This is a genomic window from Nonomuraea sp. NPDC049141, from assembly GCF_040648415.1.
In the GTDB taxonomy this organism is placed as follows: domain Bacteria; phylum Actinomycetota; class Actinomycetes; order Streptosporangiales; family Streptosporangiaceae; genus Nonomuraea.
Genome location: NZ_JBEZDR010000046.1, coordinates 1 through 15,890, shown reverse-complemented (window position 1 = coordinate 15,890; position 15,890 = coordinate 1). Strand labels below are relative to the sequence as shown.

General features: G+C 67.4%; 17 protein-coding genes and 4 pseudogenes. 6 read left to right on the top strand and 15 right to left on the bottom strand.

The features are described 5' to 3' along the window. Window positions 1-88 precede the first annotated feature (88 nt). On the bottom strand, window positions 89-946 hold the full coding sequence (locus AB0B91_RS62430; protein WP_358342355.1) for a hypothetical protein: 858 nt from the start codon (window positions 944-946) through the stop codon (window positions 89-91). 46 nt (window positions 947-992) lie between these two features. On the opposite strand from AB0B91_RS62430, the pseudogene AB0B91_RS62425 reads away from it, so the two are divergent. Continuing rightward, a pseudogene (locus AB0B91_RS62425) lies at window positions 993-1,148 on the top strand (hypothetical protein); the annotation flags it as partial. A 27-nt stretch (window positions 1,149-1,175) separates the two neighbouring features. On the opposite strand, the gene AB0B91_RS62420 reads toward AB0B91_RS62425, so the two are convergent. The 3 genes from AB0B91_RS62420 to AB0B91_RS62410 form a co-directional block, all read right to left on the bottom strand. Next, window positions 1,176-1,409, bottom strand: coding sequence for a nuclear transport factor 2 family protein (locus tag AB0B91_RS62420; protein ID WP_358342353.1), 234 nt, complete (start codon window positions 1,407-1,409; stop codon window positions 1,176-1,178). A 162-nt stretch (window positions 1,410-1,571) separates the two neighbouring features. Continuing rightward, on the bottom strand, window positions 1,572-2,540 hold the full coding sequence (locus AB0B91_RS62415; protein WP_358342351.1) for a CDP-alcohol phosphatidyltransferase family protein: 969 nt from the start codon (window positions 2,538-2,540) through the stop codon (window positions 1,572-1,574). Next, window positions 2,537-2,707, bottom strand: coding sequence for a hypothetical protein (locus AB0B91_RS62410; RefSeq protein ID WP_358342349.1), 171 nt, complete (start codon window positions 2,705-2,707; stop codon window positions 2,537-2,539). The genes AB0B91_RS62415 and AB0B91_RS62410 overlap by 4 nt, the downstream gene beginning before the upstream one ends. Window positions 2,708-2,722: 15 nt before the next feature. On the opposite strand from AB0B91_RS62410, the gene AB0B91_RS62405 reads away from it, so the two are divergent. Further along, a complete protein-coding gene (locus AB0B91_RS62405; RefSeq protein ID WP_358342347.1) occupies window positions 2,723-3,109 on the top strand; it encodes a transposase in 387 nt (128 codons plus the stop codon). 553 nt (window positions 3,110-3,662) lie between these two features. Here the strand turns inward: AB0B91_RS62405 and AB0B91_RS62400 are convergent. From AB0B91_RS62400 to AB0B91_RS62385, 4 genes and pseudogenes are all read right to left on the bottom strand, one after another. Then, on the bottom strand, window positions 3,663-3,821 hold the full coding sequence (locus tag AB0B91_RS62400) for a MaoC/PaaZ C-terminal domain-containing protein (RefSeq protein WP_358342346.1): 159 nt from the start codon (window positions 3,819-3,821) through the stop codon (window positions 3,663-3,665). A 127-nt stretch (window positions 3,822-3,948) separates the two neighbouring features. Continuing rightward, window positions 3,949-5,199, bottom strand: coding sequence for a hypothetical protein (locus AB0B91_RS62395; RefSeq protein WP_358342344.1), 1,251 nt, complete (start codon window positions 5,197-5,199; stop codon window positions 3,949-3,951). Then, window positions 5,196-5,666 carry a SigE family RNA polymerase sigma factor gene (locus AB0B91_RS62390; protein WP_358342343.1) on the bottom strand — a complete coding sequence of 157 codons (471 nt, stop codon included), beginning with the start codon at window positions 5,664-5,666 and terminating at the stop codon, window positions 5,196-5,198. The genes AB0B91_RS62395 and AB0B91_RS62390 overlap by 4 nt, the downstream gene beginning before the upstream one ends. Window positions 5,667-5,764: 98 nt before the next feature. After that, window positions 5,765-5,908: pseudogene (locus AB0B91_RS62385) on the bottom strand (IS5/IS1182 family transposase); the annotation flags it as partial. 259 nt (window positions 5,909-6,167) lie between these two features. On the opposite strand from AB0B91_RS62385, the pseudogene AB0B91_RS62380 reads away from it, so the two are divergent. Further along, window positions 6,168-7,041: pseudogene (locus AB0B91_RS62380) on the top strand (DUF4158 domain-containing protein). Window position 7,042: 1 nt separating this feature from the next. Here AB0B91_RS62380 and AB0B91_RS62375 read toward each other — a convergent pair. From AB0B91_RS62375 to AB0B91_RS62365, 3 genes are read right to left on the bottom strand one after another with little or no spacing between them, the layout of a single operon-like run. Further along, window positions 7,043-8,107, bottom strand: a complete 1,065-nt coding sequence (locus AB0B91_RS62375) for a Glu/Leu/Phe/Val dehydrogenase dimerization domain-containing protein (protein ID WP_358342341.1) — start codon at window positions 8,105-8,107, stop codon at window positions 7,043-7,045. A gap of 30 nt (window positions 8,108-8,137) precedes the next feature. Continuing rightward, window positions 8,138-9,760, bottom strand: coding sequence for an APC family permease (locus tag AB0B91_RS62370; RefSeq protein WP_358342340.1), 1,623 nt, complete (start codon window positions 9,758-9,760; stop codon window positions 8,138-8,140). Beyond that, window positions 9,757-10,875, bottom strand: a complete 1,119-nt coding sequence (locus AB0B91_RS62365; protein WP_358342338.1) for an aminotransferase class V-fold PLP-dependent enzyme — start codon at window positions 10,873-10,875, stop codon at window positions 9,757-9,759. The genes AB0B91_RS62370 and AB0B91_RS62365 overlap by 4 nt, the downstream gene beginning before the upstream one ends. A gap of 77 nt (window positions 10,876-10,952) precedes the next feature. Between AB0B91_RS62365 and AB0B91_RS62360 the strand changes: the two genes are divergently transcribed. Further along, on the top strand, window positions 10,953-11,855 hold the full coding sequence (locus AB0B91_RS62360) for a LysR family transcriptional regulator (protein WP_358342336.1): 903 nt from the start codon (window positions 10,953-10,955) through the stop codon (window positions 11,853-11,855). 606 nt (window positions 11,856-12,461) lie between these two features. On the opposite strand, the gene AB0B91_RS62355 is transcribed toward AB0B91_RS62360, so the two are convergent. From AB0B91_RS62355 to AB0B91_RS62345, 3 genes are all read right to left on the bottom strand, one after another. Further along, entirely contained in the window at window positions 12,462-12,629 is a 168-nt protein-coding gene (locus tag AB0B91_RS62355; RefSeq protein WP_358342334.1) for a hypothetical protein, read from the bottom strand. Between the two features lie 858 nt (window positions 12,630-13,487). After that, window positions 13,488-14,780: a serpin family protein gene (locus tag AB0B91_RS62350; RefSeq protein ID WP_358342332.1), complete on the bottom strand. Its 1,293-nt coding sequence runs from the start codon at window positions 14,778-14,780 to the stop codon at window positions 13,488-13,490. Between the two features lie 228 nt (window positions 14,781-15,008). After that, complete coding sequence (locus AB0B91_RS62345; RefSeq protein WP_358342330.1) at window positions 15,009-15,215, bottom strand: hypothetical protein; 207 nt, start codon at window positions 15,213-15,215, stop codon at window positions 15,009-15,011. 81 nt (window positions 15,216-15,296) lie between these two features. Here AB0B91_RS62345 and AB0B91_RS62340 point away from each other — a divergent pair, with 81 nt between their 5' ends. Both AB0B91_RS62340 and AB0B91_RS62335 read left to right on the top strand, forming a co-directional pair. Continuing rightward, the gene (locus AB0B91_RS62340) at window positions 15,297-15,482 is read left to right on the top strand and encodes a hypothetical protein (RefSeq protein WP_358342328.1); all 186 of its coding nucleotides are present in this window, start codon (window positions 15,297-15,299) and stop codon (window positions 15,480-15,482) included. A gap of 16 nt (window positions 15,483-15,498) precedes the next feature. Further along, entirely contained in the window at window positions 15,499-15,726 is a 228-nt protein-coding gene (locus AB0B91_RS62335) for a hypothetical protein (RefSeq protein WP_358342326.1), read from the top strand. A gap of 36 nt (window positions 15,727-15,762) precedes the next feature. Here AB0B91_RS62335 and AB0B91_RS62330 read toward each other — a convergent pair. Beyond that, window positions 15,763-15,890: pseudogene (locus tag AB0B91_RS62330) on the bottom strand (IS5/IS1182 family transposase); the annotation flags it as partial.

Sequence of the window (15,890 nt, the reverse complement as noted above, 5' to 3'; positions counted from 1 at the left end):
ACGCTCTGGCGCGCCGACAGGGTGGAAAGGATCAGGCCGAAGAGCACGGGCCTACCGGGCTGGCCTCGAGGTTCGCTCTTGTCGCGGCTCAGTGGCTGTCGTTCAGCCGGAGTCGTGGGAGTCCCATCGCGTTGGGGAACGGGATCGCGTCCGCGTCGATGATCCGCTGGACGAGGGGCCGCAGGTATTCGCCGAGTCGGTGGATGCCCTCCGGCCCGAGGATGGCAAGCGCAGGTTCGGCGAGCCGCTCGGTCGCGGTCTCGACCGCTTGGCGTCCACGGCGTCCCTCGGCGGTGAGCGTTGCGTCGGCGGCGAGCCAGCCGCGGTCGCGGAGCCGATCCGTGGCCGCGGCCCATTCCACCTCTGTCCATCCGCGGAAGTCACGCTGCTGTTGCGGGGCCGCGCCCAGCGCCACCGAGACCACATTGGCCTCGCAACCGTCCAGCCCAGCGTTCAGCAATGCGGCGATGTGGCCATCACCGCGCAACTCCCGCAGCGCGGTCGCCGCCCACCACAGCGCCAGATGCGGTTCGGCGGGCACGGGCTGGGCGGCGTGCGCGGCGAAAAGCGGCCGTCCCGCACGGGGACACGCATCAACCGCGCGGCGGGCGAGTGCGGCGGCCTCAGCGGTCGACGGCGCGGCGACGAGGTCACCCAGCAAATGTCGCAGCGACTGATCCACCACTTTGAGCCGAGCTGTCAGGGCGGCTTCGGGCGGGCAGTACGTCCAGGCGTCGGGAATGGCACGCGCCACCCGCGCGGGGGCGAAGTTGTAGAACACGGCGGTCACCACGTCTGCGGGGACGGCGCCGAGCGCGGCAGAACGGGAAGCGAAGTAACCCATCCAAAAGCCCTTGAGACCAGCGGCGGCGGAGACGGACCTGGCCTCGGGTGCGAAGTAAACGGTTGCATGACAAGCCTCGAGCCGACGCCAGATCTCCTCCACAGCCACAACCCTACGTCGCGCCAATAGCGACACCTTGGGCGTCCTTGTGTCCGGGAGTTTGCAGCTGCCAAGGTGGCCAGCGTGCCGGAACCACAACGTCCACTACCATCCGCTGATCCTCGAGGCGCTACCGGACGGCTGTGAGAAGGCCCTGGACGTCGGCTGCGGCGACGGGCTCCTCGCGCGCAAGCTCACCGCTCAGGCCCGGCACGTCACCGGCCTCGACAAGTCACCCGACATGATCACTGGTCACCAGGTCGCGGATGGTCATCTCGGGTCCGGAACGGGCGTTGAGCACGTCGCGGATCTCGGCATGGCCGCGAAGGCTCCGTCCATGCACCTCATACAGGGCGTCGGGCGTGAACAGGGCGAGTAGCGCGTCGTAGGTGCGGCGGGCGTAGTGGTGGAAGGAGGCGTGGTTGAGCCGGGCCAGCGACCAGGCTGTGGCGTCCTCGCCGTTCATGCCGCCGTTTCCTTGCGGGCGGCGGTGTCGGGGCTGGTGGCGGACTCTTCAGGACGCGCAAGCCTGAATCGGCGAATACCGCGTCGAAGGCACCGCTCTTGATCGGTACCGGTGCCACCATCGCGCTGAACAGTTTGGGCCGCTACAGCGAGAGGTTGCGGCTCACGGTTGTGGCGCGACGGTCTGCCCCACCGGTCCTGGGGTGATCTGGCCAAGGGCGCGGGCAAGGTCGCGGGTCGATAACCAGAGCTTGTACGTGATCGCCCCCTCGAAGACCAGCAGGAGCGCTGCCGTGCCAATGGTGACCGGAGCGATGTGGTGAGTCAGGGGGCCGATGATGAACACCGCCATCTGAAATTCGATGCCGCTGACCAGATGAGTGCGGATCCGGTGCCTGCGCAGCCAGTCACGAAGGTGCATGTATCTCGTGAAACGGTTGCGGAATTCACGCTGCAGGTCGGCGGTCTCGTCCACGTGTGTCGGCGTCTGAGCGGGAAGATCGGGGGCGGGCCGGCTGGTTCGGCTCTTGGTTTCCGTGGCGCCGGAGAACTGGGGAGCGGAGAGGTCGGCAAGCGCGGACTCCGCCATCGCCTTTCGCAGTCGGCTGCGCATCTGACGCCGGACCTTCGCCACCTGAAGGGCATCGACATAGCGAAGCATGTCGAGAAACACGACCGTTAGGCCGAGGATCAGAAAGAGCCCCTGCCCAGTGGCCTGGTATTGCCCCCACATCAGGGCGAGCGTGCAGAGGAAAACGCGGATCCGGTCAAAGATATAGTCCAGCCAGCCGCCGAGGATGGTCCCCGTGCCCTTGAGCCGGGCGATCTTGCCGTCCATGCAGTCGAGCACGAAGCTCAGGTGATAAAGCAGAGCCCCCGCGGCCAGCCACGCCCACTCTGCCATGAGATAGCACCCGGCTGATCCGATACCGAGCAGGAAGGCTCCCCAGGTGATCTGATTGGGTGTGATTGAGGTGCGGTTGGCGACCTGTACCACGAGCCGCCCCGCCAGCGGATCCACCAGGAAAACCGTCCACCAGGCATCACGGGCTTTGTAAGTCGAGGACTTCACCTCCGCCAGTGTGAATGTCAACACGTCAATTCCTCTCTTTTCACGGTCTGCCCTGGTCATCTGTCATCCAATTCATCGTCGTCGTCCGCGAACCCGTCCTCCATCTCCGCGTCATGGTCAAGCGCATGCGCGTCGTCACCGTCATGAACGTCGTCATAGCCGCCGAACAGCGCGGCGAGGCTCTTGATGATTTCTTTCAACGTCCGGTTTTTCCCTTTCTCAATCACGATCGAGGCCCGGCGATGCCAGCGAACGCACGTGCTCGCGATCTCCTTTCGGGCGTCCTCGAATGGTTCAGGGCAACTACGCGATGCGCGAGATCGTCAACGCGATCCTTGCTCTGCCAAGGCCGGACCGGCTGCCAGTGGGACTGCCTGCCGCACGACCTACCACCCGGTAACGCGACCTGCTACTACTTCGCCAAGTGGCGCGACGACGGCACCACCCAGAAGATCCACGACCTGCTGTGCCGGCACGTGCGGGAGAAGAAGGGACGATCAGCCGATCCGAGCCTGGTCGTGCTGGACACCCAGAGCGTCCACGCCGCAGCCGGGGTCCCCGCCACGCACGACAGCACCTTCGGGATCAGCCAACTGACCGAGTCACCGCCCAGACGCCCGGCACGGTGACCAAAGCCTTGGTCGACCAGGGGTTCAAGAACACGGTCGTCGATCACGGTGCCCGCCTCGGGATCGACGTGGAGGTCGTCGCACGCAACCCCCGCCGACCACGGGTTCGTCCCCCAGCCGAAACGATGGATCGCCGAGCAGACCTATGGCACCTTGATGCTGCACCGGCGCCCGACCCCGCGACGACGAACACCTGCCTGCCAGCTCCGAATCACGGGTGTATCGGGCGATGACGGCCGTCATGGCCCGCCGCCTGACCCGCGACGGCGCTCCTTCCTGGCGGTGAGGTTCCCATGACAGGAGTCGAAACAGGTGACCGCAACCGGGGTTCGCGAGGTACTGGAGGGCGCGGCGAACCGGGTTGTCCCGAAGCAAATGCCTGCTCAGGGACACCTGGCTCGTACTGGCCAGGCCGCTTCTCGCCCTCGATCTCGATCGTCATCTTCAGGTTGGACAGGTAGCCGACCGGCCGGCGTGCCCTTGACGTCGGTGAGCTCGCCCACGGCCCTGATGCGCGCGCCGAGAGGCACGGGCCTGGAGAAGCGGACCTTGTTCAGGCCGTGGTCGACGCCATCGCGATGCCGCCCACCTCGACCATCTCGAACATGAACGATGGCAGCGACGACAAGCTCAGACAGCCGTGGGCGATCGTGCGGCCGAACGGCCCTTCCTTGGCCCGCTCCGCGTCCAGGTGGATCCACCTGATGATCATTGGTGGCATCGGTGAAGAGGGTTGACCTGGTCCTGAGTGACCCTCCGCCACTCCGTAGGGCCGAACTTCTCGCCGACGGCCGTCTTGAGCTCCTGAACATTCGCGAAGGTCCGCGTGGTCCCGAACGCTATTGCGCGGGCGGGACGGCTGCCAAGTTCAGCACCGTGAACGTGCCGGGTTCGCCGTCCCAGTAGATGATCGTGCTGGGCTCGGAGGAGGTGCCCACGCCGAACATGCCGCTGCCCTTGCCGATGGCGGCCACCTCGCCGGTGGCGGCGTCGTAGACGGTGCTCCCGTCGAACAGGAACCGGTCGAGGATCGGGAACTGGATCAGTGTCGAGACGTCGCTGAGGCCGTCGAGGGCGATCGTGTTCGTGCCGTCGAGGTACTGTACGAACGAGCCTTGGTACAACGGGCCTTGCCCGTTACGCCCGACGCACCAGGAGGGCCCGCACCGCAGGCCCCGCGCCGACGCGGGCACGTTGATCTTGGTCTGCGCGCCCCGCGCCAGGTCCACGAGCTTGGTCTGGTTGCGGTCGTGCTCCTTCGGGCCGTCGGCCGCGTCCACGGCGTACGGCCATTTCATCAGGTGCAGCCCGTCGCTGTCGGGCACGCGCGCCGCCTCGCCGCCCGCGAGGGGGATGCTCCAGACGCCGCCGGAGAGCTCGGACCAGTAGACGTGGTCGCCGTCGACGCCGATCGCGTCGATCTGCGCGTGCTTCCCGGTGAACGTGCCGAGCAGCCTGGGCTCGCCACCCGCCAGCGGGACCGTCCAGATCTCGCGCACGGCCGCGCCATCCTTTTCGCCGTACGCGAACCAGGCGAGGCTCTGGCCATCGGTGGTGGCGGTCTGCGGGATGTACTTGTCGAGCCCCGGCGTCCGCGGCACCGTGGTGACCACGCGCGACTTGCCCGTCGCCGAGTCGTACACCTCGAACGCCCCGGCCTTCTCGAACGACGACTCGGCGCTGAGCAGCACCTCCGTCGCGCTGAGGCTGGTGATCGGGCGATAGTGCCAGCCGTCGGCGTTCTTGGCGGGCATCGTGAAGACCGCGCCGGGCCAGAGCTTGTCGGCGTCCACGACCTTCGAGCGCGCGGGCGGGGAGAGCGCCACGTTCGGGGGCATCGTGGTGATGACCGTCATGTTCGTGGGCGTCGCCGCCGACACGGCGGCGTGGCCCCCGCCGGAGGAGAAGCCCCTGATTCCCACCGCGCCCACACCCAGTATCGCCACCACGGCCCCGGCCGCGAGCACCTGCGTGCGCCGCCGGTGCCTGCGATGCCTGCGCACCGCGAGGGCCGCCAGCAGGTCGCACTCTTGTGGAGCCCACTCCGCCGCCGACCGCAACGCGTCGGTCAACTCGTTCTCTGTCCTCACGATCGTCCCCTTTCAAGTATCGCCGGCTTGATCCGCAGCGTGTTGAGCGCCCGGAACGCCTGGCTGCGCACGGTTCCCCGGGAGATCCCCAGGATTTTGGCTATGTCCTGATCCGACAGGTCCTCGTAGTAGCGCAGCACCAGGACGGCACGCTGCTTGCGCGGCAGCGTGGCCAGTTCCTTCCACAGCTCGCCGTAGGAGTGGCTGTCGGTGTAGGAGCCTTCTGGTACGTCGTCCGTCAGGTGCTCCCTGCGCCGCCTGCGCCACCAGCTGATGTGCTGCCGGGCCATGATCGTCCGTACGTACGATTCTGGATCGTCCTTGTTGCGGACTCTGCGCCAGCTGTCGCTCAGCTTGAGCAGTGCCTCCTGTACCAGGTCGGCGGCGTCGTCGGCGTTGCCGGTCAGCAAGTGGCCGTATCTGAGTAGGGCGGACCCGCGCGCCCGGACGAAATTCTCGAACTCCACACCTACAAGACGCCCCCCGAGGCCGGGCCTGTTGCAAAGACCTTTTGCTCGAAATCTAAGAGGGCGCCTGAAGTGCGAAGTTTGTGATTGATTGCCGGTTAGGTGTATCGCCAGGTTGAGGTTGATTCGCCCGTTATGCGTCGGGAGAGGTCGTCGATGGACGCCAGGCGGATCACGGCCGCGGCGTGCTCTGGCCACGTCTCATAGTCGCGGACCAGTCGGCGGTGGAGGATGAGCCAGCCCGAGTGGGTGCTGCGCGCCCGCCGCAACATCCGCGCAGACGAACGGCTTCCCCAGAACAGCGAAATTGTGATCATCTGGTCGGCGATCACTCAGATGACGCGCCGTCTCACCCGGGGTCTAGGGACTATCCGGCCGGAATTGAACGATAAGCCTCCGCCGCAGGTCAGGGGGGTTGCGGGCCGAGCGTCGCGGACGAGTTGATCTCGGTTTGGGTGTACCGGCTGGTAGACGGTCATCGATCTCATACCGTCGCGATCTATGTCCTTTCAGTACTTGTCCGAGGAGCAGAGGGCCCGCTATCGGCGGTTCTTCTACCTGGATGCGGACGCGTTGGCTGAGGTGGCGAAAAAGCGCGGCCCGCACAACCGGCTCGGCTGGGGTCTGCAGTGGGGGACGGCGCGGATGCTCGGCACGTTCCTGGCCGACCCTCGGGGTGGCGGACCCTTCGTGTATCAAGCACTACGCGGAGCGGCTGCCGACCCAGCATGAGCACGCGAGGGAGATCCGCGAGCTGCTGGGGTTGCGGGAGTTCGCGGACGCGGAGGCGGAGCAGCTGGCTGCGGTCAACACCCATCTGGTGGAGCAGACGCCGGTGGAGATACGGCGGGAACTGCTCGAGACCCTGGTCGTACCGGCGGGCAAGAAGGTGTCGCCGTTGGAGTGGATGCGCACAACGGTGGCGCTGATGTCCGGGGCGGGGACGAAGGAGGCGTTGAACCGGTCGGTGGCGGTGTGGGCGTTCAGTGTGGGCGCGGTGGATGTGGGCGGGGTCGCTCCGGTGAAGCTGACGGAGCTGGCCGCCTACGGGATGTCGGCGAAGGCGCCGAAGATCGGGCAGTTGAAGGGGAGCCGGCGGGTCGCGACGTTGCGGCATCTGGAGGGTGTGTCGGTCGATGACGCGCTGCTGCTGTTCGATCTGCTGATGTCGCTGCCCAAGTTGCGCAAGGCCGCGCTGCAGGCCGAGTTGGCGCTGCGGGCGGCGCTGGACACCCCGATGACCCAGCAGGAACAGCCTGCGCAGCCCGATGACCAGGCAGGGCAGAGCGCCGAGTCGGGGCCGGTGGTGCGCGAGACGACCGCGTCGGAGATGATCGCGCGGCTGCGCGAGTACTGTCGCCGCGCCGTTGACTGACCTAACCCATTCCGTGTAGGCCGCGGCCGAGGTAGGGCGGGTGGCTGCGGCGGGCCGCGAGCCGGGCCAGTGCCAGGGCCGTAGCCGCCTCGACCGTTGTGATCTCCTCGCGCCTGGCCCGTTCGAAGACCTCCGCGACAATGTTCCCCACGCGCCGGACCCTGGCCGTCGCCCGCTGGTCATCGTGACCGAGGAGTTGTTCCTCCAGGTAGATCAGCCCACCGGCGCTGGCGAGGAAGTCCGGGGCGTACCGGATGCCGTCACGGGCCAGGGCGCCGGCCAGGGCGGGAGCGGCGAGGACGTTGTTGGCGCCCCCGGCGATAACTCGGCACCGCAGCCGCGGGAGCGTCTTTTCCGTCACCACCTCTCCCAGCGCGCACGGCGCCAGCACGTCGCAGTCGGAGGAGATGATCTCTCCTGCGGGCACCATTTTCGCTCCGTACCGGTCGGCGACCTCGTGCGCCCGCTCGGCGACCAGGTCCGCGACGATCGTCTCGGCCGACTCGGCGCGCAGCAGGCGGACCAGGTGGGAGCCGACGTTTCCCGTCCCCTGGATCGCGACCTTCACGCCGGCCAGGTCGCCGGAGCCGTGCGTGGCCCGCAGCCCGGCGCGGATGGATTCGAGCACCCCCAGCGCGGTGTACGGGGACGGGTCGCCCCTGTCGCAGACGGGAGCGGTCTCACAGCCGATGACCTCGATGTCGGCCTGGGTGGTGCCGACGTCGTTGACCGGGATGAACCGTCCGCCGAGCGTGGCGATGTACCGGCCATGGGCGCGCAGCAGGGCCTCGCTCTTGTCGTGCGCGGGGTCCGCGATGATGAGGCTCGCGCCGCCGCCGAGGTTGAGCCCGGCGGCCGCGGCCTTGAGCGTCATGGCCTGCGCCAGGCGCAGGCCGTCGGCGATGGCCTGATCTTCGTCGGCGTACGGCCACATACGTACTCCGCCCAGGGCCGGGCCGAGGGTGGTGTCGTCGATGACGATGATCGAGCGGAGCCCGCTGGCGGGGTCGGCGCCGATGGCGACCTGCTCGGTGGCGTGCTGTTCCATGCGGTCGAACAGATCCATAGCGATGATCTCCCTTTTGGAGGCGGTGTGTCAGTGCTGGGCGGTCGCGGCGGGCACGGGCTCCAGGGTCTCCTCCTCTCCGACGAATCCCGAGTCGAGCAGTTCGGACACCTTGCCGTCGGAGAGTCTGGTCCGGACGGCCCATCCGTAGACGATGAGGCTCCAGACCCCGATGGCCACGGATCCCCACGCGAAGCCGAGGCTCTCTTCCATAAAGCTGATCAGGGCCAGGCCGCCGAGCCAGGGAAGGAACCACGACGACGCGCGCAGTTCCATGGCGGGACCGTCCTTGATGAAGGGCTGGGTGGCGAAGAAGACGACGTAGCCGAGAAGGACCGCGACGCACAGCTTCCAGTACGTCTCCCAGCCGGTCCAGAAAATGATCAGGTTCGAGGAGAAGAAGGCGAGGAAGGGGATGACATCCTTGCCCGGGAGCTTGAAAGGCCGGGGGTGCTCGGGCAGAGAGCGCCGCAGGGCGGCCAGGGCCAGCGCGCCGGAGCCCAGGGACAGGACCGTCGCGGCCGTGACGAACCCGACGAGCGACTGCCAGCCGGGGAACGGAAGGAAGAAGACGACCCCGACGAAAAAGGTCAGGATGAGGCTGATGTACGGGGTGCCACGCTTGTCGAGACGGGCGAGCCCGGAAGGCGCGTTCTTGTTGCGCCCCATCGCGTACATGACGCGAGACGTGCTGACCGTGTAGATCAGACCGCTGTCGGCGGGTGAGACGACGGCGTCGACGTAGAGGACCACGGCGAGCCAGTTGAGCCCGAGGATGGTGGCCAGGGCGGCCAGAGGGCCGAAGATGCCGGTGGCGGAGCCGGAGGCGAGCGCGATGTCTCCCCAGCCGCCCGCGAGGGACTCCGGTGACAGAGCGCCGATGAAGACGATCTGCAGCAGGATGTACAGGGCTCCGGTCAGGAGCACCGATCCGACGACGGCGATGGGGACGTTGCGGCGGGGGTTGTCGGTCTCCCCGGCGAGTTCGATGCCCTGCCTGAAACCGAGATAGGAGAAGACAACGCCTGAGGTGGCGATGGCGGACAGAATGCCCTCGATCCCGAAAGGAGCAAAGCCCCCGGCCGCCGGCAGGGTGAAGTTGGCGCTGTGGAAGGCGGTGAAGGCGAACGCCACGATGACGGCCACGATGACGGCGATCTTCCACCAGACGAGCAGGTTGTTGGCGCGGGCGAACCATTTGACGCCGTAGAGGTTGACGACAGTGAGCAGGGCCATGAGCACGACGGCGACCGCGAACCCGGTGGGGAAGGTGAGGACCGCCACACCGTCCACCTCGTGCATGAGGAAGGTGAAGTGCACGGAGCTGTACTGAATGGCCGCTTCGACTTCGATGGCGGCCGCCGATCCACACGTGATCCAGAGAATCCAGCCGAAGCCGTAACTGGCGAAGGATCCGAACGCGTAGTGCGGGAAGCGGGTCACTCCTCCAGAGAGGGGCAACATGGTGCCCAGTTCCGCATAGACCAGGGCGATGGTCATGATCATGAAACCGCCGATGATCCAGGACAGGATGGAGGCGGGGCCGGCGGTGTTGGCGGCGCTCTGGGCGCCGAAGAGCCATCCTGAGCCGATGATGGCACCGACTGAGGTGAACAGGAGTCCGACGAGCCGGACGTCGCGGCGTAGTTTCACAGTGCTTTCCCGGGGGGTGCGAAGATCGTGGTCAGGGCTCGGACAAGGCGCTCGATGTCGTGCAGGTCGTTGTAGGGCGCGACTGACACCCGGATCAACGACTGCTTCTTCCACATGCGGACAGGTGCGTCGATGGCGAATTCGGCACGCAGCCGGGCCGTGGTGGCCGCCGCGTCGCATGCGGGGACGCGGAAATACGCCATCTGGAGGGGTTGCGGCTCGGCGAACGGCTCGAACCCGGCCGCGGCCATGAGGCCGCGGCCGGTGAGCAGCAGGTCCCGGCATTCGAGGTGGCGGGCGTGGACGCTGACGAACGAGATGGCGGCAGGGATGGAGAGGTACGCGGACGGGTCGCGGGCGCTGCGCCAGTCCTGGCTCGGCTCGTAGGGCGGATCGTCCTCGCCGGTCCCCCAGCCCGGGGCGAGCGGCTCCAGGGTGGGCTGGATCTCGGGACGCACCTGCATAAAGGCCGCGGCCTTGGGGGCGCACAGCCACTTGTGGCAGTTGCCGATGTAGACGTCGGCGCCGACGGCGTCCAGGTCGAGAGCGAGATGGCCGGGCGCGTGGGCGCCGTCGACGACGGACAAGACGCCGGCCCGGCGGGACAGGCGGCACAGCTCCTCCACCGGCATCAGCAGCGCCGTGGGCGAGGTGATGTGACTCAAGACGAGAGCCTTGGTGCGTTCGGAGGCGTGAGACCAGATCTCAGACGCGCAAGTGCCCGGGGCCCGCACGATCCGCGCGCCGCTTCGCGCGGCGATGAAGTCCAGGGCCTTGTCCACGGCTCCGTACTCGTGTTCGGTCGTGAGAATGTCGTCGCCGGGTGACAGGCGCAGGGATCGCAGCACCGTACTCATCGCCACAGTGGCGTTGAGCACCAGGGCGAGATCGTCGGCCTGGGCGCCGAGGTAGGCGCCGAGCAGGATACGGACATGGGCGAGGCTGTCGGCCAGCCGCGTGTCAAACATCAGGCTGGGCGAGCGTTCGAGTTCGCGCTGCCAGGCCTGATATATCTCGAAAACCGGTCGAGGGCAGGCGCCGAAGGCTCCATGGTTCAGATGGGTGATCGCGGGGTCCAGGAGGAACAGATCGCGGATGCTGAGTATCTTCGGCACACGGTCAACATAGGAAGAGCAGGCAATATGTGTCCAATGCATCTATTTAAGGCATATCATCAGTTAAATTGATGTGTATGGAAGTGGATCAAATCACGGCCTTCCTGGCCATCGCCCGGCAGGGCGGATTCACCCGGGCCTCCGAGGCGCTGCACGTCTCCCAGCCCGCGATCAGCCGCCGAATCCGCCTGCTCGAACAGGAACTGGGCGCCCCGCTCTTCGAACGGGTCGGCCGGGGCGTGATGCTCAGCGAGGGCGGGCGGGCGTTCCTGCCGTACGCCGAGACGCTCGTCACCCTGATGCGCGACAGCCTCGACGCGGTCCGCGAACTGCACCACGGACACACCGGAGAACTGGCTCTCGCCTTCGTCGGCACGCTAGCCGGAACGGGCCTGACCAGGCGCCTGCGTGACTACCAGCGCGCACACCCGGGCGTGCGGCTGCGGATCCGCACAGCGACCAGCGACGGCGTCAGCGACCTAGTTCGCCGCGGCGAGGTCGCACTGGGGCTGCGGTACGACGACGACAACCATCCCGACCTGCTCTCCACGCGGACCTACGACGAGGAATTGGTGCCCATCGCCGCACCCGAGCACCCACTGGCCGCCTCACGGCACCCGACCCGCGACGAACTGGCGGCACATCCCTGGATCACCTTTCCGCCACGCACCGGTGAGACGCGCGAACCCTATGCCAACGCCCTTCGCGCACTGCTGGGGCAGGAAGCGGCCGACACGACCGAGATCGTGCCGATCGACAGCCTGACCGCTCAGATCAGCCTGGTGGAAGCGGGGTTCGGGCTGGCCATGGTGCCGCGCAGCGCCGTCGAGCGGGAACTGAACGCGGGCTGGCTACGCGTCCTGGACGTCGCCGCCGCCTCCTCCTCGATTCCCGTGGTGCTGGTCGAGCGGCGTCAGGGCTTTCAGAGCGGAGCGGTCAAAGCCATGCGGCTCGCCCTGCTGGCCCGTAACGGCGGATGAGCTCCCGCTCAAAGTGGCCGATTGTCGGGGGCGGCTCTGGGCCGTCACGTACTCCACTGCGTCCAGAACGCTGCGCTCGGCGTTGGCCGACTCCAGGTCGATCGACTCCACCAGGGTGAACAACGTTGAGCGGTGCGAGCGATAGTGCTGGTCCAGCAGCGGCAGGTAATTGTTGCCGTGATGGGCTGAGACCGCCTCGTGCGCGGCCTCGAGCGCCTCCAAACCCGAGACTGCAGAATCCCCGGAAATGCCGCTGTCAGCGTTCGCAGACGACCTCATCGACATGCGCATCTACATGCTGACCGCTGCAGTTGCCAGCCGATGGAAGCTCCACAGACGACAGGAAGCGCCCGGCGAGGAAGCGATGCGTGACCTCTTGACCAGGCGATACAAACACGCAGTTGACGATATCCCACACCGTGACCTACTCGACTGCGTCGGCTCGGAGGCAACCTGCAGCTCCTCGATGCGCTTGCCGACCACGGCAACGACGACTACGACTCCGAAAGCCCGGCAAGCGTGTAACCGCGGTCAGCCTCAGCTTCGCGAATGTCCTGTGGTAGGACGTGGCCCTGCTGGTTGCCGCGGCCGCCCGGGCCCGCAGGTCTACGTCGCTGTCCTGATCCCATCAGAGCTGATCGTCGTGTCCGACAGTCCGGCGGCCGCACGGGCGAGCACGAACCCGGCCAACACGTCGGTTTCGAACGCTGCCAGCTCGTCCGCAGTGGCCGGGGCACGCGCCACCCGCAGATCCTTCACCACAGCCAGCGCCAACTCCGGCCTCCTCGCCTTCATCCGCAGAGCAAGACGAACGACGAGGACGCTCGTCGGCGGCACCGCGGACGACTTCTGGGATGGTGCGTTGGCGCGGGAGTCGACGCCGCACGTCCTTGAGGTCGCCGGCGCCGATCATGGCATGAAGGTGCCGGGCCGCTGCACAGATCCGCCGAGGTGCTCGGTCAGGTGACGACGGCCATTGAGGCCTTTCTCGACAGCGTCGTCTGGTGTTAGCGGAAGGCCCAATCCCAAGGCCGCTACCAGCTTGTACGGAACCGCGGGAACAGAAGTTGATGGCACGCCGGACAGAAAGCTGACGCTCGGCGGGAGGATCCTGGCCTGCTTCTAGTCGTTGTCGCGATCTTGTAACGGACCCCGCACAGGGATGTAGGTGATGTCGCCGACCAGCTTGATGCCCGGCCAGGCGGCGGTGAAGTCGCGGGCCCACCAGGTCGGGGATGCCACGATAGTCGCCCCGCGCGGTGGTGGCCGGCCGGAACGCCAGGACCTGGGCCGGGACCAAGCCCTGCTCGCGCATCAGGGCGCGAACCAGCTCGGCCGAGCAGTGCTCGCCGCGGCGCGCCGCCCTTTTCAGGAAGATCAACTTCTCGCGCAGCTCGGCGTTCTCCCGCTCCAATTCCCGGACCCTGGCCCGGTCCGGACCGGAGACCGCCTGCCGCTCCTCCTGCGAGTTCGCGATCCGATGCCGGTTCACCCGGCTGCCCATGGTGTCGCCGCGGTGCTACGTCACGACGTGGTCGCGGGGCGGCAGGGGGTGCCGGGGCGGGGAGGCGCAGGTCCGTCAGGTACGCGTCGGCGTGGTCATGAGGTGTCCCCGAATGGGACGAGAGCGTGTCACGCGGAAGCGGTGGGGTCGCTGACGTGACCGATGAACAAAGGGGTGGACGTCGAACGGTGCATGATGGCGAAGGCGAAGGCGTGGTCAGCGCGGAACCCGGTCACCGTGCCCGCCAGGCCGGACGTCGGGAACGCCAGCCCTGTTACCGCTGCGGCCTCGGTGCCCCATTCGTCCACCGAGATGTTGGCCCGGTGCACTGCCTGGCCGAGGAAAAGGTCGTCCGCGATGCCGGAGAAGTCGGCGCCGTCGAACAGTACGCCCAGCCCGAGCGCGCGCAGCGGCTCCTCCAGGTCGAGGTCGGTGGCGAAGTCCCAGCCCGGCAGGCTGACCGTGACCGCCGTCGGCTTCAGGCCCGCGGCCACCTGGGCCAGCCTGCCGGGCTTCATCAGCTCCCCCGGCGAGCCGCCCCGCGCGGGCAGCAGCACCCACATCGCCAGGTCGCTCTTCGCGTACGGCAGCTCGACAGCCTGCCAGCCCGCCCTTGAGACGTACCGGAACTCCCCCGTCTGCCGCATCAGCTTCGTGCGCACCGTGGAGCCGTCCTCGCGCGTGAACGCGGCGTTCTCCTCGTGGGGACCCTCGGCGAACGAATGCTCCCAGTCCGCCTTGAGGTAGACGGCGTTCGCGATGACCAACCGTGTCGCCTCGTCCAGTTGGTCGAACAGCTTCTTGATGCGCCCCGCGGTCTGCTCCTCGACCCAGGCGTCGATGACGGCGGTGGCGTTCTCACGGAAGTCGACGGTACGCACGCCCGTGCCGTACTGCGCGGCCAGGGTGCGCAGGAACGGCTGCTTGACCGACAAGCCCTGCTGCGCGAACAGCCCGTTGGCGATGCCGACCACGGGGTCGGCGGGCTCGCTGTTCTGGGCGTCCCTCTCGCCTCCTGAGGTGGGCTCCGGCGGCACGCCCGCAACCGTGACGATCTTCCTCGTAAGGGCGTTGAATGCGGTGTGCGGCCCCGCCGCGGGGAAGCCGCACGCCTTGCCCAGCGCCGCCGCGGTGGCCCCGGCCGCTCCAGCCCTCGCCATGCCGAGCGCGTAGGCGATGCTGAGCGGGGAGAGCACCATGTTCTTGCCCGGCTCGACCGCCGCTGCGTACACGCTGTGACCGAAGGCGGTCAGTCCGCGCACCACCTCGGCGAGGGGAGGGTCCACCGGCACCTCCCGGCTGACCCCTTGAGCCATCAGTACGGTGTCCTCCGATCCGCCGCAAGCGGACGCGGATATGGCGAGCAGGGCCAGGGCAAGGAACTCCCGCCGCCGCGGGCCCACAGGAAAGTCGAGCGACATAACTCCAAGACGTTCGCCGACGAGGAATGGTTCGGTGGGTGCCTCAGTGATGCATAAAGGTCAGCCATCGTCCTGGCGGAGTGGCAGGACGTGCTCATCGACGCTGACCGGCGCGGCCTGACTCCGCTCTTCCACTCGAACATGAGCCGTACGGCGAGATCCAGTTGCGGACCGACCGCCGCCTGGAGCTGACCGGCCTGCCGACGGCGGGACACTGAGGAGCCTCACTCAATGGCCCCTTAGTGTGCCGGTCTCACGTGCGTGGTCAGGGTGGGTGGTGGCGCGGATGAACGCTTCGGCGAACGTCGCGGCCACCACCTCGACCGGGGGCAGGATGTCCCCCGGCGCGGCCGTCAGCGCCGGACGCGGCAGCATGTGCCCCGCCATCGGCCCGATCATGAGCTGGATGAGGAGCGGCAGAGGCAGCGGACGCATCCGCCCAGTGGATCTCCGGCCGGCGCACCGGCAGCGCTGGTCGAGGCTGGCTGGGTCAACGTGGGCTGCCTGCTGAACAACATGACGCCCACCGTCCAGCCCGACGTCGACAACCGCCAGGGCGCCCGCATCGATCACATTCTCGTCAGCCCCGACCTCGCGCCGGCTGTCACCTCCTATCGGGTGGACGACAGCGAGGAGGGTAACCGGGCTAGCGACCACCGAGCAGAGTGGGCCGTGCTGGACCTGGCACTACTACCAGCCTGATAAGAGGAGCCCTGTCATGCCCCCTCATCCGACGCGGCGGCGTCGACGACGTCGACGCCGCCGCCAACCTGATCGCGACCGCGCGCTACGGGCCGGCATGGTGAACGTCCAGATCCTGGGCCTCTCAGTAGCGCGTTACATCGTACGACTCGAGCCGATCGCCTCCGCGTCCACCGATGAACTGGTGGCCTGCCTCGGCCCGATCGTGCAGCAGTGCCTCACCGGACAGGGGGCGACGCCGTGAGAGGGCGTTTGATTTGAGTAGATTGCGGCTTATGTTCTAGTAGGTGCCTCGCCAGGTTGGGGTGGTCTCGTCTGTTATGCGTTTGGTGAGGTTGTTGATCGAGGCGATGTGGATCATGGCTTGGGAGCTGGCGGGGAGGGTCTCATAATCGCGGGCTAAGCGGC

Coding starts and splice junctions, on each gene's coding strand:
- AB0B91_RS62360 (WP_358342336.1), top strand. CDS start 10,953: ATGGAAGTGGATCAAATCACGGCCTTCCTGGCCATCGCCCGGCAGGGC.
- AB0B91_RS62335 (WP_358342326.1), top strand. CDS start 15,499: ATGCCCCCTCATCCGACGCGGCGGCGTCGACGACGTCGACGCCGCCGC.
- AB0B91_RS62415 (WP_358342351.1), bottom strand. CDS start 2,540: ATGACCAGGGCAGACCGTGAAAAGAGAGGAATTGACGTGTTGACATTC.
- AB0B91_RS62400 (WP_358342346.1), bottom strand. CDS start 3,821: ATGATCATCAGGTGGATCCACCTGGACGCGGAGCGGGCCAAGGAAGGG.
- AB0B91_RS62405 (WP_358342347.1), top strand. CDS start 2,723: ATGCCAGCGAACGCACGTGCTCGCGATCTCCTTTCGGGCGTCCTCGAA.
- AB0B91_RS62340 (WP_358342328.1), top strand. CDS start 15,297: ATGACGCCCACCGTCCAGCCCGACGTCGACAACCGCCAGGGCGCCCGC.
- AB0B91_RS62375 (WP_358342341.1), bottom strand. CDS start 8,107: ATGGATCTGTTCGACCGCATGGAACAGCACGCCACCGAGCAGGTCGCC.
- AB0B91_RS62420 (WP_358342353.1), bottom strand. CDS start 1,409: ATGAACGGCGAGGACGCCACAGCCTGGTCGCTGGCCCGGCTCAACCAC.
- AB0B91_RS62350 (WP_358342332.1), bottom strand. CDS start 14,780: ATGTCGCTCGACTTTCCTGTGGGCCCGCGGCGGCGGGAGTTCCTTGCC.
- AB0B91_RS62345 (WP_358342330.1), bottom strand. CDS start 15,215: ATGCGTCCGCTGCCTCTGCCGCTCCTCATCCAGCTCATGATCGGGCCG.